The sequence below is a fragment of the Zarconia sp. genome, from assembly GCF_057467645.1.
Map to the genome: position 1 here is coordinate 1 of NZ_JBRJXU010000058.1, position 25228 is coordinate 25228.

At 50.0% G+C, this 25228-nt stretch carries 20 protein-coding genes; 11 read left to right on the top strand and 9 right to left on the bottom strand.

The features are described 5' to 3' along the window. Positions 1-185: 185 nt before the first annotated feature. From AC2215_RS08305 to AC2215_RS08315, 3 genes are all read right to left on the bottom strand, one after another. Positions 186-665, bottom strand: a complete 480-nt coding sequence (locus tag AC2215_RS08305) for a hypothetical protein (RefSeq protein ID WP_486809506.1) — start codon at positions 663-665, stop codon at positions 186-188. A 117-nt stretch (positions 666-782) separates the two neighbouring features. Next, complete coding sequence (locus AC2215_RS08310) at positions 783-3503, bottom strand: valine--tRNA ligase (protein ID WP_486809533.1); 2721 nt, start codon at positions 3501-3503, stop codon at positions 783-785. Between the two features lie 207 nt (positions 3504-3710). Then, positions 3711-4274 (bottom strand): Uma2 family endonuclease, encoded by a 564-nt coding sequence (locus AC2215_RS08315; RefSeq protein ID WP_486809507.1) that lies wholly within the window; start codon positions 4272-4274, stop codon positions 3711-3713. A 74-nt stretch (positions 4275-4348) separates the two neighbouring features. Here AC2215_RS08315 and AC2215_RS08320 point away from each other — a divergent pair, with 74 nt between their 5' ends. Beyond that, entirely contained in the window at positions 4349-4567 is a 219-nt protein-coding gene (locus AC2215_RS08320) for a type II toxin-antitoxin system TacA family antitoxin (RefSeq protein WP_486809508.1), read from the top strand. Positions 4568-4602: 35 nt separating this feature from the next. Here AC2215_RS08320 and AC2215_RS08325 read toward each other — a convergent pair whose 3' ends face one another. Next, the gene (locus tag AC2215_RS08325) at positions 4603-6648 is read right to left on the bottom strand and encodes an SUMF1/EgtB/PvdO family nonheme iron enzyme (protein ID WP_486809509.1); all 2046 of its coding nucleotides are present in this window, start codon (positions 6646-6648) and stop codon (positions 4603-4605) included. Positions 6649-6930: 282 nt separating this feature from the next. Between AC2215_RS08325 and AC2215_RS08330 the strand changes: the two genes are divergently transcribed. Next, positions 6931-7497 (top strand): DNA-binding protein, encoded by a 567-nt coding sequence (locus AC2215_RS08330; RefSeq protein WP_486809510.1) that lies wholly within the window; start codon positions 6931-6933, stop codon positions 7495-7497. A gap of 258 nt (positions 7498-7755) precedes the next feature. On the opposite strand, the gene AC2215_RS08335 is transcribed toward AC2215_RS08330, so the two are convergent. Together AC2215_RS08335 and AC2215_RS08340 are read right to left on the bottom strand one after the other, a co-directional pair. After that, on the bottom strand, positions 7756-9360 hold the full coding sequence (locus AC2215_RS08335; protein WP_486809511.1) for a DUF4335 domain-containing protein: 1605 nt from the start codon (positions 9358-9360) through the stop codon (positions 7756-7758). Between the two features lie 3 nt (positions 9361-9363). Further along, a complete protein-coding gene (locus tag AC2215_RS08340) occupies positions 9364-9966 on the bottom strand; it encodes a DUF3038 domain-containing protein (protein ID WP_486809512.1) in 603 nt (200 codons plus the stop codon). A gap of 181 nt (positions 9967-10147) precedes the next feature. Between AC2215_RS08340 and AC2215_RS08345 the strand changes: the two genes are divergently transcribed. From AC2215_RS08345 to AC2215_RS08355, 3 genes are all read left to right on the top strand, one after another. Next, positions 10148-10660 (top strand): adenine phosphoribosyltransferase, encoded by a 513-nt coding sequence (locus AC2215_RS08345; protein ID WP_486809513.1) that lies wholly within the window; start codon positions 10148-10150, stop codon positions 10658-10660. 146 nt (positions 10661-10806) lie between these two features. Continuing rightward, entirely contained in the window at positions 10807-11868 is a 1062-nt protein-coding gene (locus AC2215_RS08350) for an ABC transporter permease (protein ID WP_486809514.1), read from the top strand. 65 nt (positions 11869-11933) lie between these two features. Beyond that, a complete protein-coding gene (locus tag AC2215_RS08355) occupies positions 11934-12215 on the top strand; it encodes a hypothetical protein (protein ID WP_486809515.1) in 282 nt (93 codons plus the stop codon). Positions 12216-12590: 375 nt separating this feature from the next. Here AC2215_RS08355 and AC2215_RS08360 read toward each other — a convergent pair whose 3' ends face one another. Next, positions 12591-13094, bottom strand: coding sequence for a hypothetical protein (locus AC2215_RS08360; protein WP_486809516.1), 504 nt, complete (start codon positions 13092-13094; stop codon positions 12591-12593). Between the two features lie 196 nt (positions 13095-13290). Between AC2215_RS08360 and AC2215_RS08365 the strand changes: the two genes are divergently transcribed. Next, a complete protein-coding gene (locus tag AC2215_RS08365; RefSeq protein WP_486809517.1) occupies positions 13291-13428 on the top strand; it encodes a hypothetical protein in 138 nt (45 codons plus the stop codon). A 1048-nt stretch (positions 13429-14476) separates the two neighbouring features. Here the strand turns inward: AC2215_RS08365 and AC2215_RS08370 are convergent. Continuing rightward, positions 14477-14863 carry a DUF732 domain-containing protein gene (locus AC2215_RS08370; RefSeq protein ID WP_486809534.1) on the bottom strand — a complete coding sequence of 129 codons (387 nt, stop codon included), beginning with the start codon at positions 14861-14863 and terminating at the stop codon, positions 14477-14479. Positions 14864-15010: 147 nt separating this feature from the next. Between AC2215_RS08370 and queA the strand changes: the two genes are divergently transcribed. Together queA and AC2215_RS08380 are read left to right on the top strand one after the other, a co-directional pair. Then, entirely contained in the window at positions 15011-16132 is a 1122-nt protein-coding gene (queA, locus tag AC2215_RS08375) for a tRNA preQ1(34) S-adenosylmethionine ribosyltransferase-isomerase QueA (protein WP_486809518.1), read from the top strand. A gap of 590 nt (positions 16133-16722) precedes the next feature. Further along, positions 16723-20277, top strand: coding sequence for a DNA polymerase III subunit alpha (locus tag AC2215_RS08380; RefSeq protein WP_486809519.1), 3555 nt, complete (start codon positions 16723-16725; stop codon positions 20275-20277). Positions 20278-20644: 367 nt separating this feature from the next. On the opposite strand, the gene AC2215_RS08385 is transcribed toward AC2215_RS08380, so the two are convergent. After that, positions 20645-22210, bottom strand: a complete 1566-nt coding sequence (locus AC2215_RS08385) for a B12-binding domain-containing radical SAM protein (protein WP_486809520.1) — start codon at positions 22208-22210, stop codon at positions 20645-20647. Between the two features lie 589 nt (positions 22211-22799). On the opposite strand from AC2215_RS08385, the gene AC2215_RS08390 reads away from it, so the two are divergent. From AC2215_RS08390 to AC2215_RS08400, 3 genes are all read left to right on the top strand, one after another. Next, complete coding sequence (locus AC2215_RS08390) at positions 22800-22961, top strand: hypothetical protein (RefSeq protein WP_486809521.1); 162 nt, start codon at positions 22800-22802, stop codon at positions 22959-22961. Between the two features lie 174 nt (positions 22962-23135). Continuing rightward, positions 23136-24359 (top strand): S-layer homology domain-containing protein, encoded by a 1224-nt coding sequence (locus AC2215_RS08395; protein WP_486809522.1) that lies wholly within the window; start codon positions 23136-23138, stop codon positions 24357-24359. A gap of 348 nt (positions 24360-24707) precedes the next feature. Further along, complete coding sequence (locus AC2215_RS08400; protein WP_486809523.1) at positions 24708-25139, top strand: hypothetical protein; 432 nt, start codon at positions 24708-24710, stop codon at positions 25137-25139. Positions 25140-25228: the final 89 nt, after the last annotated feature.

The window sequence follows — 25228 nt, forward strand, 5'->3', positions numbered from 1 at the left end:
AGGGTGTGCAGTTTCAAGTCACCATCAATGATGGTAGATTCTTCCCGAGTTGAGGGAGCACTGGGTGCGAAGGCTCCCTCAACCGACTTGACCTCAACTGCGCTCTCGACCCTTAACCCGCTTAACCAAAACTGACGTTAAAAAACATTCACTTGAAAGGCTCCCCCGGCTACCGATGCCCACCTTCACGAGTGTCCGCCCAGTTCCTTGAGCTTTCCTTGACGTTTGAGTTCGGCTCGAATCGATTGCAGCAATCGCTTTTCCCGCTTCAGCTTGTCTTCGAGGGCTTGAATTTGCTCTCTGCGGGTTTCCAACTCCACCAAGCGACGGGCGAGGTCTTGACTTTGCAGGGTCAGCGACTGCCGCCACTGTTCCACCCGTTGCCCTTCCTGTTTGAGGAAGCTGGGGGTAATCCCTTCCCCTAAATACTGACGAACGAACTTGACGATCCAGTCGGTAGCTTCCTTGAGGCTGATAATCTGGCGATTGGGTCCGATTTCTGCCAACACCAAAACGCCATCGCTGTAACCGTTGGCTTCCGGCGCATCGAGGGTATCTTCCTCCTCCGGAACCACCCAACTCTTATCGATCCGTTCGTGGGCTAACAGCCGCAATACGGTTTTGCCTAAGATTCCTTTTTTGGAAACTTGAGCCAGATATAACATCAGTTTTGCTCCCTACAACTGCCGTGTCACCGTGTCAGACTCACCCCGTCTCAATTTGTTCGATCGCACCGTTCAAGCATCGAACCCATACGATCGAACAAACTGTTCTGTTTTAACTTACCGCAGTCGATCGAGGCGCTCCTGTAAGATTTGTGCCTGTTTCTCGGCTTCGGCGAGGGCGTTGCGCGCCCCTTCCACTACGGCGGCGGGGGCTTTGTTGGTAAAGTTGGGATTGCTCAAACGGCCGGAAGTGGACTTAATTTCTGCCTGGATTTTCGCCAAACGCTTCTCGATTTTGGCGCAAACGGCATCGATATCGATCGCCCCAGCTAAAGGAACCAGGACTTGCACGGTTCCCACCACCCCGGCGATGGTTTGTTTCAACTCTTGTTCCAACGCCGGCACAATGGTGAGTTCTTCGACGCGGGCGATATTTTCAATATACGCACGTCCTTGGGTGAGGATTTGCCGTTCGCGATCGTTCTGGCTTTGGAGAACTGCTTTAATTTTCGCCCCCGGCTTGATATCTACCTCAGCGCGCAGGTTCCGCAGGCTGCGGATGGTTTCAATCAGGAGTGTGAAATCAACTTCCAAATCCCCATCGATGTAACTTTCCTCTGCTTGGGGATAGGCTTGCAGCGCCAAACAGGCTTCCTCTCCCGTTTGGGTGAGGGTATGCCAAATCTCTTCGGTGATGTGGGGTAAGAAGGGATGGAGGAGTTTGAGGATGCCTTCTAAAACGAATGCTAGAGTTTGCTGGGCCACCTGCTTCGACTCGGCATCTTCCCCTTGCAACCGGGATTTGGCTAACTCGATATACCAGTCGCAGAAATCGCCCCAGATAAACTCGTACAGACCTTTCGCAGCTTCTCCCATGCCGTAGTTTTTCAGGTAATCGTTGGTTTGGCGGGCGGTTTGGTGGAAGCGAGAGAGAATCCAGCGATCGGCCAGTTCCAACTTCTCCACAACCGGAGAACCCAATTCCTGCGGCGTTTTCCCCTCCAAATTCATCATCGCGAACCGCGCCGCATTCCACATTTTATTGGTAAAGTTGCGGGAGGCTTCCACGGAGGCGGATTCATCGGTTTTGCGATCGTACTCCAGACGGATATCCTGCCCCGCGCCGGCCACTTCCCGCACCAGGGTGTAGCGCACCGCATCGGTTCCGTATTTATCGATGAGCAGTAGCGGATCGATACCGTTTCCAGCGGTTTTGGACATTTTCTTATTATTCTCATCCCGTACCAAACCGTGGATGTAGACATCGCCAAAGGGCATCTTGCCGGTGAAATGTCCGGCCATCATCGTCATCCGCGCCACCCAGAAGAAGATGATGTCAAATCCGGTCACCAGGGTGGTGTTGGGATAATAGGTGGCTAAATCGGTGGTTTCCTCGGGCCAGCCTAACGTGGAAAAGGGCCACAATCCCGAAGAGAACCAGGTATCGAGAACGTCAGGGTCGCGCTCTAGCTTGACATTTTCTCCGAATTGTGATATAGATTTTTCCTGGGCTTCCTCGTCACTTTTGGCCACCACAAACGGCGTATTGTCGGTAATCTCTCCTCCAGTTTCGCTGACGGCGTACCAGGCGGGAATTTGATGACCCCACCAGAGTTGGCGGGAGATGCACCAATCCCGGAGTTTTGCCAGCCAATCGCGGTAGACTTTCTTCCAGCGATCGGGAACGAAATTGGGCGAATTCTCCTCATCCAGGCAGTTGAGGGCAAAGTCGGCGAGGGGGCGAATTTTCACGAACCACTGAGTGGAGAGGAGGGGTTCGACGGGGACTTTTCCCCGATCGCTGTAGGGAACGGTGTGGGTGTATTCGTCGATTTTCACCAAGCAGCCATCGGCTTCCAGGCGCTTGACGACGTTTTCCCGCGCCTCAAACCGATCTTGTCCCGCAAACGGCCCGGCATTCTCATTGAGCGAACCGTTTTTGTGCATGATATTAATCAGCGGCAGGTTGTGGCGCTGTCCCATCTCGAAATCGTTCGGATCGTGGGCGGGGGTAACTTTGACGCAGCCGGTGCCGAATTCGCGATCGACAAATTCATCGCCAACAATCGGGATTTCCCGTCCCAGAATCGGCAGGGTGAGGGTTTTGCCGATTAAATGTTGGTAGCGATCGTCCTGGGGATTCACCGCCACTGCCGTATCCCCCAGCATCGTTTCCGGCCGCGTCGTTGCCACCACCACCGATCCGGAACCGTCGGTGAGGGGATAGCGGAAGTGCCACAAATGCCCGGCGACTTCCTTCTGTTCCACTTCCACATCGGATACCGCCGACTCGCTGGCGGGACACCAGTTCACCAGGTACTTACCGCGATAAATCAATCCTTCATCGTAGAGACGAACGAAGGCTTCCAACACCGCTGCCGACAGCCCTTCATCCATGGTGAATCGTTCCCGCGTCCAATCCACGGAAACCCCCAACTGGCGAAGTTGTCCGACGATCGTCCCTTCCGATTTGGCTTTCCAATCCCAGGCTTTTTCCAGGTACGCATCCCGCCCGATTTCGTAGCGCGTCGTCCCTTCGGATTTGAGTTGTTTGTCGAGTTGGTTACTGACAGCGATGCTGGCATGGTCGGTTCCCGGCAGCCACAAAGTATTGCGATCGCACATCCGATGGTAGCGCACCAGCACGTCGATCAGGGTATGCTCGAAGGCGTGTCCCATGTGCAGGCTTCCGGTAACGTTGGGGGGCGGAATGACGATGCAGTAGGGTTCGCCGGGATGGTTGGGATCGGCTTTAAAGACTTGGCGATCTTCCCAGTATTTCTGCCATTTGGCTTCGGTGGTTTTGGGATCGTACTGTGAAGGCAGGTTGGATGTCATCGATCGCGCGTGAATTTGAGTGGTATACAAATTTTGCCATATCCTCAGGCGATCGCGGTGAGGGGGGGATGGTGGGAATGGGGCGATCGAAGGATGAATTAAAAATTAAAAATTAAAAATGCAAAATTAAAGAGCAATACCGAGGATTGATGAGTTTGGGCAAAGCGATTGACTGCTTGAATCGCTGGTGATACGTCGCTTATTGTCCTACAGTTTCAGCCAGCCAAACACTTGTCCGACACTAAGCTGTAACTCGCCAATAAATTCGGGAACGGGCAATATCTCGTCCTCTTCTTGGTAAATTTTAGGCTGCTTTCCGGGGGGAAATACTAGTACGCATCGTTCATCTGGATCGATAAGCCATCCCAAATGACAACCGGCTTCCAGGCAGTGGAGAATATTATCGGTAACGCGGGTTTGACTTTGTCCTGGTGAGAGGATTTCAATTGTCCAGTCGGGGTATGTCGAAATGGTATTGGCAACTTCACCGCGATCGTCGAGGGGGATGCGATCCCATTGCAATACAACGATATCGGGAACGATCGATCTGCCGCCAAAGGTACAGCGCAGTTCGGGAAAAGCTAAAGCAGCGGGTTGCGTATCGTAGAGGGTTTCGATCGTCGTAACGAACTTGCCTTGTATCCGGCTATGTTTTCCTTGCGGCATGGGTTTTTGAAGGACTTTACCGTTGAGATATTCCCGTGCGGGTTTGGTTTCTGGCTGTTGCAGAAATTCTTCGAGGGTGAGGGGTTTTGATGGGGTTTGAACCATGGCAAACTCTGGGAATTTCTGACAGAATACCCTCAATGCTAACGTTATTTGGATGGAGATTAGCCCGATACACTATGAAGTATCGCAAATTTTGCTTTGTGGATATGGCTACTTTCGATCGTCAAAAATTCATTGCACAACTCAAAGCACATCGGGGCATCGAGCAGCACCCAACCCTTCAACTCGGTGTGGAGGATAGTGAAGCGTTTGTCGATGCTCTTCTCAATCCACCGAAGCCCAATAATGCGTTGAAAGCGGCTGTATTGCTTCACAAGAAGGTAATGACGGGGTAAAAGGTTTCTTCACATTTCACCCTACGGGAAGCAAGCTACAATACCGCACACAAAATCCGAAAACCGATAGCTCGAGATATAGCACCTAATGGAGGAAGAGTTAAAGAATGACCTATGCGGAAAGCCGAACGGCAGTATTTCGGAGCATCTACATAAGAGCCGCCGCGTACATTTAATGCTCCCCTGTAATTACTGTGGTAGTCATTCCCCGACCATTCCAAAAGATTGCCATGCATATCGTAGAGTCCAAAAGCGTTGGGAGGAAAGCTTCCCACTTCTGTAGTTTGCCCTCGATCCTCCCCCTTGGCTGCCGAAGCGTAGGTATCTTTGCCATTGTAGTTCGCCAAATCCGTCGTTATCGTCTCCCCAAAAGAAAATGGGGTTGTGGTTCCGGCACGGCAAGCATATTCCCACTCGGTCTCCCTCGGTAGTCGATATTCCCGTCCGGTGGCAATAGAGAGTCGCTGGCAAAACTCCTCTGCGTGATACCAAGATTGCTCATAATCTAACTCATACCCCAAATAGATTTGCACCGGGTGGTTGCTCCTTTTAAACTCAGATGGATCGGGATCGAGATCGATGCTAACTTTGGGTAGTGCCGCCACTATCCGCCACTGGGCTTGGGTGACGGGATATTTACCCATAAAGAACTCAGGAACCGTCACCCAATGCGGGAGTTTTTCACTTGTCCCTCGCCCTTCCTCCGTTTCCGGTGAACCCATCAGAAACCTTCCTCCTGGAATTTTCACCATCTCCAGGATTTCGCCATTCCCTAAATCTTCTCCCCACACTTCAGCAGAACCCTGACGACGATCGATAATTTCTCCTCTAGCATTGACAGTAACAGTTTCAAAAGATTGTCTAGACCAGCCTGAAGTGGCTTTTGTTTCAGAAGTGGGTTCTTGTGTTGGTACAGGTTCCGGCTCTTCTACTGATACAGGTTCCGGCTCTTCTACTGATATGGGTTCCGGCTCTTCTACTGATATGGGTTCCGGTTCTGGCGGTGCTGCCGAAACAACCTCGGAAACTTCCACCTCTGGGGGTTCCACCTCGGGAACGGGGGCAGACTCCGAGACAGAATTAGATACGGAAGGTTGCGTTCCTTCCCCAAATCGATCGAGGGCAACTGCGATCGCAAATCCCACCCCGCCAAATGCCAACCACTGCAACGCCGTCCGCCTTGCCAATTTGGGTGGTGGTGAATAAAGAACAGATTTTGTCTGGTATCCTGAAGTGGAATGCGATACCGGATTCGAGCCTGGATTCAATACTTGTAAGACTTCTGCCGCATTTTTGTAGCGATCGACCCAGTGCTGGCGTACCATTTTATCGAGTATATCCGCCAGTTCGTCGCTTACCGTTACCCGATCGCGCCAAACCACTTCTCCCGTAATGGGATCGTCGGGTAAGTTAATGGGTTCAATGCCCGCCAGTGCTTGAATTCCCACCATCCCCACGGCATAAATATCGCTGCATAGCTTAGGCTTACCGATACCCTGTTCGCTGGGCATATAACCGGGGGTTCCAATAGCAACGGAGAGACTGGTTTGCACGGTTGGATTCACCATCTGCGTCCCCACTTGCTTAACCGCCCCAAAATCAATCAACACGATCTTGCCATCGCTCTGACGGCGTATCAGGTTCGCGGGTTTGATGTCTCGATGGATAACGTGGCGTTGGTGAGCCACATCCAAAACTTCTAAAATGTCCCGCAACAACCGACGAACGTAGGATTCGCTCAACTTTTTCCCGGCTGCAAGTTCCCCAGATAAATCCCCTCCAGCGACAAACTCCTGCACCAGATAGAACTGTCCGGCTTCCTCAAAATGGGCAAATAACCGAGGGATGCGATCGCATTCTCGACCGAGTTGATGTAGGATTTCAGCTTCCGAATCAAACAATCGCCGGACGATCTGCAATTGAGTTCGAGCAAGATTGATTTTCAGGTGCTTCACCACGCATTGCGGCTTACCCGGTAAATCGAGATCTTCGGCCAGGTAGGTTTCGCCAAAACCGCCGCTTCCCAGGACATTGAGGATTTTGTAGCGATGGCGGAGGATGGTTCCGGTGGCAATGGACATGAACTCGAACCTTGGTAAGAAGCACTCTTGATGTCCGACCCCCGATTTTGGATGGGAGTATTCGGCATCGGGTTAAAGATTATCTAATACAACGAAAGAGAGAATCCACATTCCGCATTTTGCCGTCAGCCCTCAGCAACCAGAATCTCGATCGCCGAGTATCCACACCAAAAACCTGAGAATCTACTCTACCGGAGGCAGAGTATTTCTGGTGTGCGCCCCTTCACCCAAGGTGGCGACTGTAATGGTATCTTATTACTATTGCGGTTCTCAAATAGTCTGATGATAGTTGGCACTACTCAAGCAGCACAAATTTTGAAGATCTCCAACGCTCGAGTGCGAATCTTGCTCGTTACCGGTCGAGTCAAAGGAGCTTATAAAACTGGCAAAATGTGGCTGATGCCATTGTTCAACGGCAAACCCATTATCGAACGTGGCACTCGCGGTCCGGCTCCGACTTGGGATTGCGAAGAGGAACATTCCCCAGACCCGAAGCCTGAAGACCAGAACTGCGAAGACCCGAAGCCTGAAGACCAGAACTGCGAAGACCAGAAGTCCAAAAAGTCCAAAAAGTCAGCCAAAACGATTATTCACGTCAACTCCCAAACCCTTCAACGCAATTACAAGAACAACGAACGAGAGCCAATCATTACCGTCAAACGAGGTCAAAGCAATATTTACGGGCATGAGGTGGAAATCTCTGGAAAATGTCGGGTGGTGTATCGTCCCGACAAGCCGAATAAGGGGGGTGCGAGGGTTTGGATTGAAACCCACTCCGAGGTTCGGGTCTTCGATTTGGGCAACATGACTCATCTGTTGTCACCGCCATCTTCAGGAACTCGTGGTTGATGGCTCAAAGCTAAGTGCTTCGTGCGATACAAACAGATCGTCAAAAAACTTGCTGTCGGGCGATCGCCCCCAAATAAAAACCCTCCCATCGTAGGAAGGTGGGGGGGCAACTGATGGAGTAGTTGTGCATCTGTCGTTATTATTCCCAAAACCCCCGAGAGTTTCATCGGCTATATGGCGGATCGATCGAGGAAAGTCTGCATTCCCGAAATATCTCTACCTGCGCCAAATAGCCGATCGCATCTTCTCGTGGCTATCCTATTTCACCCCATCCCAAGGATTCATCTCGATCACACCTCCGGGAGTAAACACGACCTTAAAGAATTCCAAATCCTCGGGGTCGTCTCTGTCCCCCGGTGCCACTTGTTTCACGCCATCTAAGGGGGTTTCGTAGATGTAGTCGAATGCCGGTTGGTTGATGGGTTCGACTTGAGCGAGTTCTCCATCTTCACTCACCCCCACTCGATACTCCAGTCTCTCCTCAAAAGTGGCTCTGGGCAAATCAGCCCATTCGTCGTACAAAAAGCCTTGAGTTTTTGCCCACAGGTCTTCGATACTGTCTGAGTCTTCACGGCTGGATTCGTCGGTTCGAGACTCATCGGTGTCGGATTCCTCGTCATCAGATGCGTCAAAACGGGATTCATCGGTGTCAGATTCCTCGTCATCAGATGCATCAAAACGAGAGTCTTCCGTCTGGGATTCGCGGGTGTCGGATTCCTCATCATCAGATGCGTCAAAACGGGATTCATCGGTGTCAAATTCCTCGTCATCAGATGCATCAAAACGAGAGTCTTCCGTCTGAGATTCGCGCGTCTCCCCTTCTGAATCCAATGCTGTCCTATCTTCCGAGTCGCCATCCCAAGGACTGACTTCGAGGGTGCCATCATCCCGGAAAACGACCTTAAATTCCGCTAAGGATTCCGCCTCGGCACGACCGCCTTCAGTCGGGATATACACCAAATCTTGCAACGGAATCTCCGAATCGTAATACTCGGCCGATCCGCTTTCGGCTTTGTAGCCGATAATCGTGCCATCGTCACTGACGCTGACGCGGTAGCTCAAATCAGTTACCACGCTGGCTCGATCTTCCCAGGTTTCGTCGATCTGTGCGTAAAGATCCTCGTTCAGTTCGGCAATGCGATCGGGATCGGTAATATCGGGAGTGGTTTCCAAAGTGGGGGAAAGTTCGACAGCATCGTCGTCGTCGGTTTCTCGACTGGGGGGATCGTCCGTTCCCGTGCCACTCCCGGCAGAAGAGAGTCCATCTCCTTCCACCGACTCCACCTCTTCCGGGACGGGGTCAACGGGTCGTTCCACTTTTTCGGGAACGGGCACCAGGGCAAATACCAATGCTGCTAGGGCCAAAGTGGACAATCCCATCGCCGGGGCAGCCGCCCGCGTCGTCAGGGGGACGTTGGTATTCGAGTACTGGCGGGAAAGGGGTTGGAGAGGTACGGTTAACTCGGGTAAAGTGTTGGCATCGGCGAGCAGTTGGTCGATGGCTTCCACGAGATCGAACAGCACCACGGTACTCAAATCGATTTCAGCTGGGGTTGCCCCATTATCGGAAGCGGCAATGCTCAAGCGATGGTGTCCCTCGACCGGCGCAATTCGTACCACTTCCGATGGGGGGGATTCGGGTGGGCGCACGCCGCTTAAAATACTCTGAGCGTACTGGCTGACCGATCGAATCAAACTTTCGAGAAACTCCCGACCTCCCGAAAGCGGCTGTTCTCGACCCTGAAGGTAACATTCCGCATTAACGAGGGTGGAGACGATGGGCGTTCCGGAGAGATCGCCGATGGTATTGCTGAGTCCTTCGATAGCTAGCGTACAATTGGGCAAACTATACCGTCGTTGCATACTTTAAACCTCCCCGTCAAATAAACTAATCCACAATCGCTGCGGTCCTGCCGTCCCGGTACAGAATAGCAGTTGGGAAAACAGCTTCAAAGCCAGCTCGTTCAACTTCTCGTTGCTTTTATAGGTCATCACCAGAGATCTGCGGGGGTTCATGCGCGATCGAAAGTGGGCCCGAAACCGTTCGAGAAAGTAGGATAAACGGGGGCTTTTTTCGATGGGGGTTTGGGTTTCCCTCAGCTTTTCGTATTCCAGCAGCAATTGGCGAATCGTCACCGTCATCCGCCGCGCCAACTGGCACGCAATGAGTACCAGGGCTTTGGCTTCGTCTTGGGTGAGGGGACGGCGCTGGTTGAAACGCCGTAGGGGGTTGGTACAGCGCAACTGCCACAACACCACTCGATTTTTAATAATTCCTTGCAATTCTAATTGTTTGGATAGCGCTAAGATGTCTTCAGACCCTTTAAGATTTAGGGCTTCGAGTGCTAGAAGAATCAGGTCGATTTGCATCCGAGTCCGGCGAGGACAGCCATCGCTCGAAAGAGGGAGATTCGGCAAGCTCTCCAAAATGAGAGGAGCAGACAGGTCTGGAGGGCTAGTGGATACCATTACGCTAACTTTCTATAGATGTCAATGGAAGAGTAGAGAAGTTGGGAGACGCGATCGCGCGCCGCAGATCCCCATACATTAGTGTAGGATTTTTAGAGCTTCCCTTGGCAACCGGCCGGACACCCGGCCCAGAGGCCTCACCGGATACCTATTATTACTCACTCGTTACTCGCTACTTCTGATGGATCTTAAATCGATCGTCCGCGATATTCCTGATTTTCCCCAACCCGGCATCGTTTTCCGGGATATTACCACCCTCCTGAAAAATCCCCAGGCCCTTCGCTACACCATTGATGCCATGGGCGATCGTTGCGGGGAACTCGCACCGGATTACGTGCTGGGAATGGAGTCGCGAGGGTTTCTCTTCGGCGTTCCCCTCGCGTGCCGGTTGGGGGCGGGTTTCATTCCCGTGCGCAAACCCGGCAAACTCCCGGCTCCAGTCTACTCGATGGAATACGAACTCGAATACGGCACCGATCGCCTCGAAATGCACCAAGATGCGATCGAACCGGGAAGTCGCGTCCTCATCGTCGACGATCTCATTGCCACGGGTGGTACAGCTGCGGCAACGGCACAACTGGTCACCCAAGCGGGAGGAGAAACCATCGGCTTTGGGTTTATTATCGAACTCACAGCCCTCGGCGGGCGAGAAAAGCTGCCTTCTGTCCCCATTATTAGCCTGGTGGAATATTAGATTGTTAAGGGGGAAGGGTTATGGGGGAAGGGGGAAAATGCACTCTAAGAAAAAAATCGAATCTTTTGAAGATTTGAGAGTTTGGCAAAATGGAATAGAGTTAGTTCAGCAAATTTAATTCACACCCTGAGCCCCGAGCACAACATATGACTCCCACCCAGGAAAGCCCGCCACCTCCCAAAACTCGCGATTTTGGAGACGGAGTTACCCGATTATTTGACAGCGAAACTTTTGCTTATATTCTCAAACGCCTTTTACAGGCGATCGTAACGCTATTTCTGGCATCGATGTTGTGTTTTGCAATTATTCAGTTAGCACCCGGAGATTACCTCGATGCCCTGCGAACTCAGCCGAATGTTTCTGAGGAAACCATTCGCCAACTCCAGGAACAATTCGGACTCGATAAGTCCGTTTTCGAGCAATACGGACGCTGGCTCACGCAGATTTTAACGGAAGGAAATTTCGGGCGCAGTTTTATTTACCAGCGTCCGGTGGGTGGATTGCTTTTAGAACGGGTGGCGGCGACAATCTTACTGGCTATTTCGTCGCTAGTTGTCACCTGGGCGATCGCCATTCCTTTGGGAATTATTGGGGCCATTCATCAAAATCGCTGGCTCGATAAATTTCTTCAAACCCTCAGCTATACCGGACAGGGTTTTCCCAGCTTTATTACGGCACTATTACTGTTGATTTTAGCTCAAAATCTTTCTCCGCTTTTGCCGGTGGGTAATATGAGCAGTGTTTACTATGCCGATTTAACCGCTTTTGGCAAAATTTTAGATGTCGGCTGGCACATGATTTTACCGACAATTGCGTTGAGTATTACCAGTTTTGCTGGATTGCAGCGCATTACTCGGGGACAACTACTCGATGTTTTGCGCCAAGATTACATCCGCACGGCACGAGCAAAGGGTTTACCGGAAAATCGAGTGATTTATACCCACGCTTTGCGGAATGCGATTAATCCGTTGATTACGATTATTGGGTTTGAATTTGCCAGTTTATTGAGTGGTTCTTTTATCGCTGAATATTTCTTCAATTGGCCGGGATTGGGTCGATTAATTTTGGAAGGGGTCCAGGCACAAGATTTATATTTAGTCATGGCGAGTTTAATGATGGGGGCGGTAATGTTGATTCTGGGGAATCTACTGGCTGACTTGCTGTTAAAAATGGTCGATCCTCGGATTAAGTTAGACGATCTAAAGTAGTTTTTTACTGTTAGCTTTAATCTGAAGGTCTCTCGATCGATTTTCCCCTCTACAACGTCTAAAAAATGATTTCCCAAGTCTACTATCTGGTTCGCTCTCAAGTCGATGGCAAATATCTTGCCGCTCACCCCAATCCCGATGCCGCCGAGCGTTATTTGCTCCTATTTCAAGAAAACTTCGATGCCCGAAGCTATTTAAATAAGTACGCGGGGGAGATGAAAGATAAACTCGCGATCGAATCGATAACTCCGATTCAACTAAAAAGTCTCCTCGAACGGTGGAGTTTTACTGGGGTGGGAGTCGTGAAAGATCCCTTAGTGCCGAATGTCGAGTTCTTACGTCAGTAACGATCGTCTGCTGAGGTTGCTTCCTCGTCCCAGAATATAGCCGTATTCCGTTGCGTTAGGACATCGGTGAAAGTGAGCAGGCGTTGCTGGGGAAATTGGGGAAGAAAGATGCGCTTTGTGAATTCGGGACTCAGGCTGTCCTAACCGAACTGAATACAGCTATATCCTTGAGTTTAAACCCCTATGAACGGGTTCTGGAAATGGGCGATCGAATCTCGGCGATCGGATCTCTAAAAACTGAATAGGGCTCAATAGATGTTGACCCCTACCCCATACAAGCTAAGTTGTGTTCGCTCGTCTCACCAATGCGATAGGCTCGCGATAGCAGAACTGACCGAGCCTGACTGCGGCTCACCCCGAATTCACCCCGTCTATTTATGCTGTTCGTGCTGCGAGGGTTTCAACATCCATGGCAATCTCTTCGCTTTTGTGAGAGATGTTGGCTTCTAAATCCGCCAGCCAAGATTTGATGGGTAACTGCTGAAGATGCCGCGTCATTCTCCATAGCAAACTCCGCAGTAGATTTACTGCTTTTTCTAATCCGTTTCCTTCCTCACCCTCGCCGTTATCGGTGGACACGTTCTGGGGAAGAGGGGGAAATACAGTCGCCACTTGAGGAATATTTTCCCGATGCCAGTGCCCAGATATTTGCCAGGGGGTGTGGTGAGTTCGAGACACCACAGATGTCGCTTCGCGAACGCTGTGACAGACTTTTGCGTTGGCGCTTGCGTCCGAAAACAGATTCGATGAAGGAAAGATAATCAGTAGTATAATTAGGATGGTTAATACACAGCGCCACACGTCCATTTTTTGGTTTTCACCTCCCGTTGCTAAAAGTTTGCGCGGTAATATTGCTCGCAAGCCGATGGGGCAACCCAAAAGCTGCGTGTTATGTCGATCGAGCTGTAGATTCGATCGGAATATATGAGTGACGGACTATGCTGCCGGCACGGTTTCTAGGCCGCACGCATTAGCCCAAGACGATCGCAAGACGTCACAAAACAATGCGCCGTCAAACAGTAAGCGATCGCACTGAAGTCAGAAGTCCCCAGATATACTGCGAGTTCTTGTAACTTTGAGAATTGGGTACGAACTGGAACGCAAGCAATGTCACGTCACCCAGTCCAATATTTTTCAAACCCCATTAACCATCTACGAATCTTTTCGAGCCTCAAGTATCTTCTCCGAAAATACCGAAGGAAAACTGAGTTAGTTTTTCCCCCGACTTTCTTTCTTCGGAAAGCGACTTCATCCATCTTAGAGCCATCTCAACAAGTGATTTTAGCTCTAGCTAGGTCGCTAGAAGGTTAAGGCGCGATTTCGCCGCGCAATCGACTCGTCACATTGTCCGACTCGATGCTGAATCGCGTGGAGAATTCTCATACCGAATAATCGTTACTCAGTCTTCCTCAATGTGAAGACGCTATTTCCGAGGCAAATTGCCAAATGAACTAGCTTTCTTTCGAGTCAACGACTTACGGCTGCGAACCAGAGAATGAGTCTCTGGACCCTAAAGCATCTTAAAGAGTTACGAAAGTTTAACCTAACGCTATCTTCTATATCCACTGCTTTAGGCAATCTTGCTTGTACTGCTCTAGCTAACTTAAGGTTATCGAGAGAGTATTTAGCTTTATTTCTTACCTTGACTACATACTAACATTAAGATTCAAAAATGTGTAGGGAATTTAGGAACAATTTGAAAATTTTTTTTCATCCGGATCTTTGCCCTTCCGAAGAGAAAAAAGAGTCGCATTCAACACCGAAAAGAGATTTTTTTGTATACAAACATACAAAAATCACGATCGCTCATCACTTGAATCGGGAAAACTTGTATTCAAGGGGATGAAGCCCATTCAAGATGGGGGTGACTTAGCCCTTCGGATCGGAAAACGACACTGGGCTTCTCATATCAGTTTGCAGAAATATTGACCCCACACAGAGGTTGCCAGACAAATTTGAAAACCTGCTAAATCGAAGCTCGAACTTCCACAAAAAAAACGCCCAGGAGTAATTCCGGGCGTTGCCATCAGGGTGCATCTACTAAATTTAATATAGCAGTACGGGGGGTATCACCCCTCAGACAAGTTATATATCTTAACAATCAAGAGGAATACTTCGCTCTTCGATGCCCTAAGCCCACAGCGCCTTAGCTATAAACACCGATGGGATTCCCGACGATTGCTCGATCGCCCCATCAGCCCAAAAAAAAAGAGACTCGATCGCTCGAATCTCCAATTCATCCAACTCAGAATCAAATCGTATCAAGCAAGAGTTTCGGGACAATATCCCAAACCATTCACGAACTGCTTGCGGAAGGCTTCAATTTCTTCGAGGTCGGGGTGACCGTGAGAGACAATCGCCACTTGGTAGCGGCGCATGACATCAACAGGAGATTGTCCGGTTTCCAAACTCCACAGCGCCATCTGGACGCGAATATTAGATGGGTAAGGAATACCCAACTCATTCATATAAGCAAGAAAGTCACCGTGTTGCTCGGATGAGAGCTGATGTTCCATTTTCACCCTCACTACCCAACCGTCGATTTGATGGATTACTGTCATGAAGCGAACCGGGAACTTTCCCAGTCTTAGGTATTCAGCAACCCTCAAAGTCAAACTGGCATTTGCGAGGTAGTAAAGATAATCCATAGTTGGTTGCCACATTAGGGGGTTACTATATATATTCGCGCGTCTACCCGTGGGGTTTATAGGGTGGAGTCCCTGCAATTACGTGGGGGATGTTACCCAACCTGGGAAGCGCTTGCCAAAACGATCGCTGTATAGAACTAAAACAAGATGGGATCGAACGTCAGGGTTAGCGAAAATATCGACTTGTTACTGGATGCCTACGATTACGAACTGCCGCTAGAACGAATCGCCCAAAATCCCGTAGAACCTAGAGATAGCGCGCGTTTGCTCGTTGCCGATTTCCAGTGCGATCGCAGCCATCGTATTTTTCGCCAACTGCCGGACTTACTCGCGCCGGGAGATTTACTCGTCCTCAATGATACGCGGGTGATTCGGGCCCGTCTCTACGGCCGCAAACCCAGTGGGGCCCAGGTAGAAGTTTTATTACTCGAAGAACGCTCGCTCGATACTTGGCTGGCACTGGTGAAGCCGGGAAAACGCCTCAAGCCGGGGGCGAAGATTGAATTTTCTCCCCGAGCCGACTCTTCATCGGCAAATTCTGCGGTCATCTCTACCCTTACCGCAACGGTTCTAGCGCGGGATGAAGCCACGGGAGGCCGGATCGTTAAATTTGACTTGCCCCCAGATACATCCCTGGTTCAACAGCTCGATCGATTCGGGCAGGTTCCCCTACCACCTTATATTACTGATTCCGAAGCCCCCCCCGATCGCTACCAAACTGTATACGCCCAACATCCGGGTTCCGCTGCAGCCCCCACGGCGGGATTGCATTTTACCGATGAGTTATTGGGGCGATTGGACGATCGCGGTATCGATCGCACCTTTGTAACTCTCCACGTTGGGGTGGGAACGTTCCGCCCGGTGGAAACTGCCGAAATTACCCAGCACAAAATGCACGGGGAGTGGGTGGATGTGTCCGCAGATACCGTGGATAAAATCCGCCAAACCCAAGCTAGAGGGGGGCGCGTTATTGCCGTGGGGACGACGGTGGTACGTTCTCTCGAATCCGCCGCGCGGGGGGGAACTTTGGCACCGTTCTGCTCGCAGACGGACTTATTTATCTATCCCGGTTATCGATGGCAGGTGGTGGATGGATTGATTACCAACTTTCACTTACCCCGATCGAGTTTGCTGATGTTGGTCTCCGCGATGGTGGGACGAGAGCGGCTGTTAGAGTTATACCGAGAGGCGCTCGACTTGGAGTATCGTTTCTTCTCCTTCGGCGATGCCATGTTGCTCGGTAACAGTTCCAGGGGAGCGTTAGTTTAGAGGCGGATTTGGGCGATCGCATTTCCAACCATCGCGATCGGTCACATTCTCGGAAATTCCAGCAGTTTCATCATATTTCTCCTTGACAAAAGTCAAATCCTCTGAAAATCACGAGTTTTTAAGTTGAATTTAAAACCAATAGAAAACCCGCTGAGTGTGGTGTAAAATCCAAATATAGACGAACTGTTAACCCTCAATTAAATTCAAACATTGCGTTCAGCCGACTATTTGTGGCTTGGTTCTTGTTGCAATCATCGATCTCACCAAAAGAGCCAAAGTCAGGTGTCAGAATATCTGTCGGCCGTAAATTAGCTTGTTACAGTTTGCCATCTAATTAAACTGGTGCTCTTACGTAAGTTTTGAGTGGGTCCAGTTGCTCTATCCGATTTTATCGTTAGGGCTATCTTTTCTGTCTCATTTTTTTCTTCTAAATCCATCGATCTAGCAAATCGTTAATTTTCTCGATCTATGAGTTGGTATTAGCAAAATATCATCATATTTTCTCGTTTTTTCTCATTTCAGATATCGATTTTACCGATATCAACGCATCATTAATTTACCCTTATTCTCTGACTTAATTCAGTTAAACGATGTCTTTTGTTGGTCTCCACATTCATAGCGACTACAGCCTGCTCGACGGTGCCAGTCAGCTTCCGCAATTAGTCAAAAGAGCGCAGGAGCTTGGTATGCCGGCAATTGCGCTCACAGACCACGGCGTGATGTACGGAGCCGTGGAGCTGATTAAAACTTGCCGCGATCGAAATATAAAGCCGATAATCGGTAATGAAATGTACGTTATTAACGGGGATATTACCAAGCAAGAACGCCGTCCCCGATATCATCAAGTCGTCCTGGCAAAAAATAGCACCGGTTATCAAAACTTAGTCAAACTTACCACCGTTTCTAGCTTAGAGGGCGTGCAAGGGAAGGGAATATTTTCTCGTCCCTGTATTAATAAAGACTTACTCAAACAATATAGCGAAGGACTGATTGTTACCAGTGCGTGTTTGGGGGGAGAAGTGCCCCAAGCCATCCTCAAGAAAAGACCCGATGCGGCGCGAAAAGTCGCCCAGTGGTACAAAGATGTATTCGGGGAAGATTACTATCTCGAAATTCAAGACCACGGGATGCCAGAAGACCGATTGGTGAATACAGAAATTGTTAAAATTGCCCGAGAACTCGACATTAAAATTATTGCCACAAACGATTCCCATTATATTTCTTGTAACGACGTAGAAGCCCACGATGCATTGCTGTGCATCCAGACGAAAAAGCTGGTCACTGAAGACAAACGACTGCGCTATTCGGGGACGGAATATCTCAAATCCGCCGAAGAAATGGCACTGCTGTTTCGCGATCATCTAGAGGACGAAACTATCCAAGAGGCGATTTCCAATACCCTCGAAGTGGCCGACAAAGTGCAACCCTACAATATTTTCGGTGACACCCGAATTCCCGACTTTCCCATCCCCTCCGGTTACACCTCCGATACCTACGTTGAAGAACTGTCTTGGCAGGGATTGCTCGAGCGATTAAAAGCCAGAACCCGCGCCGAAATTCAACCGGTCTATAAAGAACGGTTGGAATACGAACTGAAAATGATTCAGCGGATGGGATTTTCCACCTATTTTCTGGTGGTGTGGGACTACATCAAGTTTGCCAGAGACCGCAAAATTCCCGTCGGGCCCGGTCGGGGTTCGGCTGCCGGTTCGTTGGTCGCTTATACCCTGCGGATTACGAATATCGATCCGGTGCATCACGGCTTGCTGTTCGAGCGTTTTCTCAATCCCGAACGCAAATCGATGCCAGATATCGATACCGACTTTTGCATCGACCGGCGAGATGAAGTGATCGAATACGTCACCGAGAAGTACGGCAAAGACCGGGTGGCGCAAATTATTACCTTCAACCGAATGACCTCGAAGGCGGTTCTGAAAGATGTTGGTCGGGTGTTGGATATTCCTTACAAACAAGCCGACAAAATGGCGAAACTGATTCCGGTATCGAGAGGCAAACCGGAAAAACTGGCAGTGATGATTTCTAAAGATACCCCGGCACCGGAATTTAAAGAAGCCTACGATAGCGATCCGATCGTCCGTCGGTGGGTGGAGATGGCAATTCGGATCGAAGGAACGAACAAATCTTCTGGGGTTCACGCTGCTGGGGTGGTGATTTCTGCCGATCCCCTCGATGAAATTGTCCCTCTACAGCTGAATAAAGAAGGTGCGGTGACGACTCAGTATTCGATGGAAGAACTCGAATCCCTGGGAATGTTGAAAATGGATTTTCTGGGTCTGAAAAACCTAACGATGATTCAGAAAACTCTCGATTTGGTGAAGAAAGGGAAAAATATCGATATCGATCCCGATCGACTCCCGGCTGAGGAACGCAAAGCACAAGCAATTCTCGCGCGCAGTGAAGATAAAAAGCTTCCTAGCGACATTCAAAAAACCTATCAATTGTTATCGGTGGGTCAACTCGCGGGCGTGTTCCAATTGGAATCTTCCGGGATGCGGCAAGTGGTGCGCGATTTGAAACCGTCGAGTATTGAAGATATTTCATCGATTCTTTCCCTCTACCGTCCGGGACCTCTGGATGCGGGTCTGATTCCGAAGTTTATCAACCGCAAACACGGTCAGGAAAAAGTCGAGTACGAACACGTTCTGTTAGAACCCATCCTCCAGGAAACCTATGCGGTGATGGTGTATCAAGAGCAGATTATGAAAATCGCTCAGGACTTAGCGGGATACACCTTAGGAGAAGCAGATTTATTGCGCCGCGCCATGGGGAAGAAAAAGCTGGCGGAGATGCAAAAACATCGGGACATTTTTATCGATGGTTCGGCGAAAAATGGGGTGAGTCAAAAAATTGCCGAAGAACTCTTCGACCAGATGATTAAATTCGCTGAATATTGTTTCAATAAATCCCATTCCATGGCTTATGGGTATGTCACCTACCAAACAGCATATCTCAAAGCCAATTATCCCGTTGAATATATGGCGGCGCTACTGACGGCAAACAGCGGCAACCAGGATAAAGTCCAAAAATATATTGCCACCTGCATGAATATGAACATTCAGGTAGAACCGCCGGATTTGAATCGATCGGAAATTGATTTTACCCCCGTAGACGGTAAGATTTTGTTCGGATTATCGGCAGTACAAAATTTGGGGCAGGGGGCGATCGAATGCATTCTGGCAACGCGCGACGAAGACGGACCCTTTGAATCCCTGGCAGATTTGTGCGATCGCGTCGATTTACGGGCGGCGAACAAACGCGCTCTCGAAGCCTTAGTCAAATGCGGGGCTCTCGATCGCATCGAACCCAACCGCCGTCAATTGATGGAAAACTTGAGCTTAACCATCGATTGGGCCCAGTCTCGGGCGCGGGATAAAGCTTCGGGACAGGGAAATCTGTTCGATTTTATGGGAGAGACCCAAACCACCCAGACAACGAATCGGTTTGAAGCCCTTCCTAAAGCGAAACCCGTCGAAGACTACGATCCGCTGACGAAGTTGCGTCAGGAGAAGGAGTTGCTGGGATTTTACGTGTCCGATCATCCCCTCAAACCGATCCAACAATCGGCGCGACTGCTGGCCCCGGTGAATTTGAACGAATTGAGCGATCGCCAAGAAAGTACCGTGGTGAGCGCAATCGTCATGATAAGCTCGATTAAACCGATTTTGACCAAAAAAGGCGATCGGATGGCGATCTTGAACCTCGAAGACCTCACCGGACAGGCCGAAGGGGTGGTGTTTCCCAAAAGTTACGAGCGAATTCACCCCTGTCTCCAAGCCGATGCGCGACTGATTATCTGGGGGAAAATCGATCGGCGCGACGATCGCACCCAACTGATTATTGAAGATGCCGAACCGATCGAACAGGTGAAAATGGTAATGGTGGAACTCAATCCCCAGCAAGCCAAAAGTATCGAAGTTCAGCGTCGCCTACTCGACATTCTCCAAGCCCACACCAACAAAGAGCAACTGGCGAAAGTGCCGGTGGTGGGTATCGTGACTGCGGGGCAAAAACGCCAGTTCGTCCGCTTCGGCGCTCAGTTTAGAGTCCTCGACTCCGCTCGCACGGTGAATGCCCTCAACTTCGCTCAGTTTCCCGCCCGAGAGGAACCGTTGGCGCGGGCTTAGTTTAATGTCGGGGAGGCAGGGTGGTGGTAACAGACGACTGTATGAGTGTCGTCTGAGTGATGTTTTTAGAAGTATTTAACCGAACTCGAGATCCGGTGGCGGTGGGCAGTTTGGTGATGGGTCAAAAGTTTCATCCCAGCCAGAAAAACTGCCTATCCCTCACTCACGTCAGTTTTGCTACCGCGACCTCGCCGGGATGCCTACTCTGGATGACGTTCGGGCGGCCGTCTTGCCTCTTGAAAGCGAAGCGACAACACTGGCGACATCTCGTTGCTCGGGAGCAAAGTACTTCATCCCCATTCCCAATTCCCCCCGACCCCTTTCCCTGCCCTCACCTGAAACAGTCTTATCCAAAACAGACCTTAACTCAATTCAAAGCTGGAACTGGAGCTGACAACAGTTCTGCTGCCTCCCCTTGCAATGCCGCCAACTGTTCGAGTAGCTGAGCTTTCACCTCGTGGCGGTATTTAAAGAAATGTTCGCCGACCCCTAATACCATCAGATATTCATAGAGGAGTTGGGGTTTAGTGAGGGCGATCGCAGCCAGTTGCCACCAGAACCGGAATCGGGTGGAACGCAGCACCCCCTGCCGCCAGCAAATCGCTCGCAACAGCCGCCACTCATGCCAGGTCATGGGGCGATGGTGTTTTCCCCGCCAGTTTCTCATCCTCATAAAGTGGCTGAAGGCACGCTTCAGATAGGGCAGGGGTTCGTAGATGTGCCAAAAGGCTTCGATGTATTCGCGGACGATTTCTTCGATCGCACGGGTGGGAGTAAAGTTCATTATCGCCCCTTGGTGAACCGTTGCTAACCCATCGCGCAACCGTCCCTCGGCTTTGAGTCGCTGCCACAGGGCGGTGTTGTGGAGAGCTTGTAACAACCCGAACATGCCCTGGGGGATGCCCGTGTCTTCAATAAACGCTCGAATTCGTCCCCCCGCACCAGGTCGCTCGTTGTCGAAGCCGAGGATAAATCCGGCCATGATTTGCAATCCCCGTTCGGTAATTTTATGACAAGAGTCGATGAGGCTGCGGCGGGTATTTTGCAGTTTGTGAATTCCGACCAAACTTTCGATATCGGGGGTTTCAATCCCCATAAATATCTTCACAAAACCCGCTTTTACAAGTAAATCGATGAGTTCTTCGTCTTCGGCAAGATTGAGAGAGGCTTCGGTGACTAACATAAAGGGATAGTTGCGCGCTTCCATCCAGGGAATTAAGGCGCGCAGGAAGACTTTGGCATTGCGTTTGTTGCCGATAAAATTATCATCGACGATAAAGACATAACGATGCCAACCCATTTGATAGAGAACCTCTAATTCTCCTAAAATTTGCTCTGGTATTTTGGTGCGGGGTTTGCGACCGTAGAGGTTGATAATATCGCAAAATTCGCATTGGAACGGACACCCGCGCGAAAATTGAACGGTAATGGCAAAGTAGGCATCCAATTCTAATAAATCGAAACGGGGGATTGGTGTTTGAGTGACATCGGGTTTTTCGGATGCTCGATAAATACCGCGATCGTCTCCCCGTTCTAAGGCGGCGAGGAATTGAGGAATTGTCTGTTCTCCTTCATCGAGAATCAGGTAATGAGCCCCGCAATCTAGGGAAAACTGGGGAACCGAGGTGGGAAACGGACCGCCGACGGCAACTTTTTTATCCAGAGAAAGTGCTTTTTGAATCAGCGATCGAAAGTCATCTTTCTGGACGATCATCGCCGAAATTATTACGAGATCGCACCAAGACCAGTCGGCTTCAGTTTCACAGCGGACGTTGCGATCGACGAATCGAATCTCCCAATGGGACGGTAACATTGCGGCAACGGTAATTAAGCCTAACGGAGGATTGGTCGATCGCAGTTTTGCTAAGTCTAGAGTTTCCTGATACGACCAAAAAGAATTGGGCAGCACGGGCCACAGGAGTAGTGCTTTCATAAGCGCTCCAGTTGATTAAAAGAAAATTCATCAAAAGTTTGATATTTTCCAAATCTAACGATGAATAAAAAAAACGGTGCTCGTACTTAAAGAATCTTTTCAAATATGGGAAATGATGATAGCCGCTGATTCGGAGGAATATCCTCGAGCGACTCTCGCTTTCGATAACACCCTCTATTTCCATTCATGGGTAAAACGCATAGATAGAGATAATTTGAGAGGGGAGTGAAAAGGAAAAAGGAAATCCTATGAATCGGGAACGTTAAAAACGTAAAGTAAGCCCGAGCATCAATGAGAAGAAACCCTAAGTGCCTGACACATCCATGTCAAATCCTTTAAAGAGAAAACTTCGACCGCCTAGGATGGACGAACGCGAAGATGATTTCGGGACTTGAATTGTCGGTTGTCGGCGAATTTAAGGATTAAAAATTCCTTCGTCCATCCTCAAGGAGGATCTCACTTGTGGTAGTCTCTAGTGCAGTGCGGCAGAAATAACGACCCAGCTCTCAACCGGTGAAAGCTATATATAGTAAGTATTTTTAATTCTGCGTAGCAGCACGAGCACAGATACAGCAGACCAAGATAACTGATGGAAAATCTTCTACTGCCGGTTTTATCGGCAACGGCATTGGGATTACTCGTCGTGGTTACCCTTGGAGTTGGTTACCTGACGTTAGCCGATTGGCGCGATCGCCGCCGCCAAGAAAACGAAAAACGGGAGATGGGTAAAACCAAGCGAGGCAAACGCTAGCGCCATTGGGTGAGCCATCCACTTGGACTGAGGCAATGGGGAGCAACCGATGAGATTTTCATACTCCAGATATGATGTCGATATTCTCCAGCGCGCATCCTTTAGGGCCCCACTATCAAAAGTTGCCTTGCTGTGATTTAATTTGAGGGAAGATCGACTGTGGAGGCCATCACGATGACTAATTCCTCGCCGCCAGAACGACCCTCACCGCGTACCAAACCGTTAAAAAAAGATGAGAAAATTGCACTAGTCGTGGCATTTCTAGCCTTCGGCTCGATCTTGTTCTGGGCTTTCAACCGAGGCAAAGCCGAGTTCGATTTTGCTGCATCGGACTCTGTGAAAACCCTGACGCGATCTCCAGCCGAGTGGAAGTTTCCTCCCGTCTTAAAACCCACTTCAGATGATGGGGTTCTGGCTTTACTCCAACCCGATCGTGATGGTGACGCTGCCGCCGATACAGATGTTGAGGAAGATGAAGCTGCATCTGCAATGGAGGCCCAGGCAGGGGGTTCTCCCTTCGATGCTTTAGAACCCATTGCACCCATTCTCCCCGTCGTCGGCGCGTTAACTCTAGACGAGGAGGCGGACGCAGAAACGGCAACTGCCACAGATGAACCCCCCGCAGACGATGAAGTTGCTACCTCCCTCAATGAGGCAACAACTATCATTGTCCCTGAAGGAGAAGGGGAAGTTCAAGCACCGGTGGAAGTCCCCATTGCGACCCCACAATCTCCACAACCGTCTGAATCGGAAACCCAAATCAACCCAGACTTACCCCCACCGGAAGAACCCATTGAATTTGCCGATGTGCCTCCCGAATACTGGGCTTTCCCCTTTATTAGTGGTTTGTCGAGCCGGAGGGTAATTGCTGGATTTCAAGATGGAGAGAATGCCACCACATTTGGGCCGGATGCCCCGGTCAATCGCGCTGAATTGGCGATCCAGATTGACAAACTGTTCGACTTGCAAGATAAGCAACCCCAGCTTGATTTTACCGATATTACCCAAGATTTTTGGGCGGCGGTCGCGATCGAGGCATCGAACAAAGCCAATTTCTTAAATGGCTATCCCGAGGGTGACTTTCGACCGGCAAAAACCGTTCCCCGCCTAGAACTGCTGATTGCTCTAGCGACGGGACTCGGTTTGCAACTGCCGGAAAATCCCGATGCGGTATTAGCCGTTTACGAAGACGCGGATACGGTTCCAAATTGGGCAAAACCCAAAATCGCCGCTGCAACTCAAGCCGGGTTGGTGGCGAGCTACCCCAATCGCACCAAACTCGAACTCGATCGCGAAGCAACTCGGGCGGAAGTTGTTGCTATGATGTACCAAGCATTGGTGCGTCAGGGGGCAGCCGAACCGCTGGAGTCAGAGTATTTGGTTCCGGCAAGTCCTTAAGGATTTCATAAACCGTCTCAATTGAAATGTTGATGTACGAGCGCTCGAGATTGATTTTCTCGAGCGCTTAATTTTGTGCGCGTATCTTCTTGAAGAGCGGTGAGTGCTTGGTTCACCGCCCCATTGCCAAGCATTCTACTGATAAAGCTAGGATAAACTGGACGAGTACATTCTTAATCCGGCTGTTCTCCGGGTTCGACTCGTGAAAGTCAACAGCGATCGATTATCGATCCCGATCTAACCCGAACAACTGAGGAAATAGAAGCAATAGGTTCGCACTTGCGTTCGAGCCTTTGAGCTAACCCCTTACATACCCTTTATCTATAACTACTGTTGAGTCGGATGAGTATGACTGTCGCGTACCCGATCGTACTATTTACGGGATATCTCTGGGTCGGTTGGTTAATGGCCGCATTTGAGATGCCGTGGTTTATTTGGTTGGGAACCCTAGCCGTGACGCTGCATTTGTCGATGGTGGGCACCCGAGCGATCTTTTTAGCCAATACTTGGCTCGTCGGGTTAATGGCTGTTGGCGCGCTTTTCAAGTCTTGGCCCGCGATTTGGAACCCGATGGTTCCGAAAAAAGATGCAGCACTTTGGGCAACCGGCTTGCTGGGGATTTGGACGAGTTCGATCGTTGTGATTTTAGTCCTCGCTTTCGCCGCCAAACCCCTGCAATCTTTGGGTATTGCTTCGGTTAAAGTTCGACAATCGATTTCCATCGGTTTGACATGGATCGCCATTGGGTTGGGTAGCCTGCTTTATCTCCAATCGGGTTAAGTCTCCCGCATCTACAACATTCCATCGGGTCACGAGTGCAAGAGTTCCCGGGTTTTCCACGAACCGGGTTCGATTTGCGCGAGGATTTT

Coding starts and splice junctions, on each gene's coding strand:
- AC2215_RS08350 (WP_486809514.1), top strand. CDS start 10,807: ATGACTCCCACCCAGGAAAGCCCGCCACCTCCCAAAACTCGCGATTTT.
- AC2215_RS08380 (WP_486809519.1), top strand. CDS start 16,723: ATGTCTTTTGTTGGTCTCCACATTCATAGCGACTACAGCCTGCTCGAC.
- AC2215_RS08355 (WP_486809515.1), top strand. CDS start 11,934: ATGATTTCCCAAGTCTACTATCTGGTTCGCTCTCAAGTCGATGGCAAA.
- AC2215_RS08320 (WP_486809508.1), top strand. CDS start 4,349: ATGAAGTATCGCAAATTTTGCTTTGTGGATATGGCTACTTTCGATCGT.
- AC2215_RS08325 (WP_486809509.1), bottom strand. CDS start 6,648: ATGTCCATTGCCACCGGAACCATCCTCCGCCATCGCTACAAAATCCTC.
- AC2215_RS08385 (WP_486809520.1), bottom strand. CDS start 22,210: ATGAAAGCACTACTCCTGTGGCCCGTGCTGCCCAATTCTTTTTGGTCG.
- queA (WP_486809518.1), top strand. CDS start 15,011: ATGGGATCGAACGTCAGGGTTAGCGAAAATATCGACTTGTTACTGGAT.
- AC2215_RS08370 (WP_486809534.1), bottom strand. CDS start 14,863: ATGGATTATCTTTACTACCTCGCAAATGCCAGTTTGACTTTGAGGGTT.
- AC2215_RS08305 (WP_486809506.1), bottom strand. CDS start 665: ATGTTATATCTGGCTCAAGTTTCCAAAAAAGGAATCTTAGGCAAAACC.
- AC2215_RS08395 (WP_486809522.1), top strand. CDS start 23,136: ATGACTAATTCCTCGCCGCCAGAACGACCCTCACCGCGTACCAAACCG.
- AC2215_RS08390 (WP_486809521.1), top strand. CDS start 22,800: ATGGAAAATCTTCTACTGCCGGTTTTATCGGCAACGGCATTGGGATTA.
- AC2215_RS08315 (WP_486809507.1), bottom strand. CDS start 4,274: ATGGTTCAAACCCCATCAAAACCCCTCACCCTCGAAGAATTTCTGCAA.
- AC2215_RS08340 (WP_486809512.1), bottom strand. CDS start 9,966: ATGGTATCCACTAGCCCTCCAGACCTGTCTGCTCCTCTCATTTTGGAG.
- AC2215_RS08400 (WP_486809523.1), top strand. CDS start 24,708: ATGACTGTCGCGTACCCGATCGTACTATTTACGGGATATCTCTGGGTC.
- AC2215_RS08310 (WP_486809533.1), bottom strand. CDS start 3,503: ATGACATCCAACCTGCCTTCACAGTACGATCCCAAAACCACCGAAGCC.
- AC2215_RS08330 (WP_486809510.1), top strand. CDS start 6,931: ATGATAGTTGGCACTACTCAAGCAGCACAAATTTTGAAGATCTCCAAC.
- AC2215_RS08335 (WP_486809511.1), bottom strand. CDS start 9,360: ATGCAACGACGGTATAGTTTGCCCAATTGTACGCTAGCTATCGAAGGA.
- AC2215_RS08345 (WP_486809513.1), top strand. CDS start 10,148: ATGGATCTTAAATCGATCGTCCGCGATATTCCTGATTTTCCCCAACCC.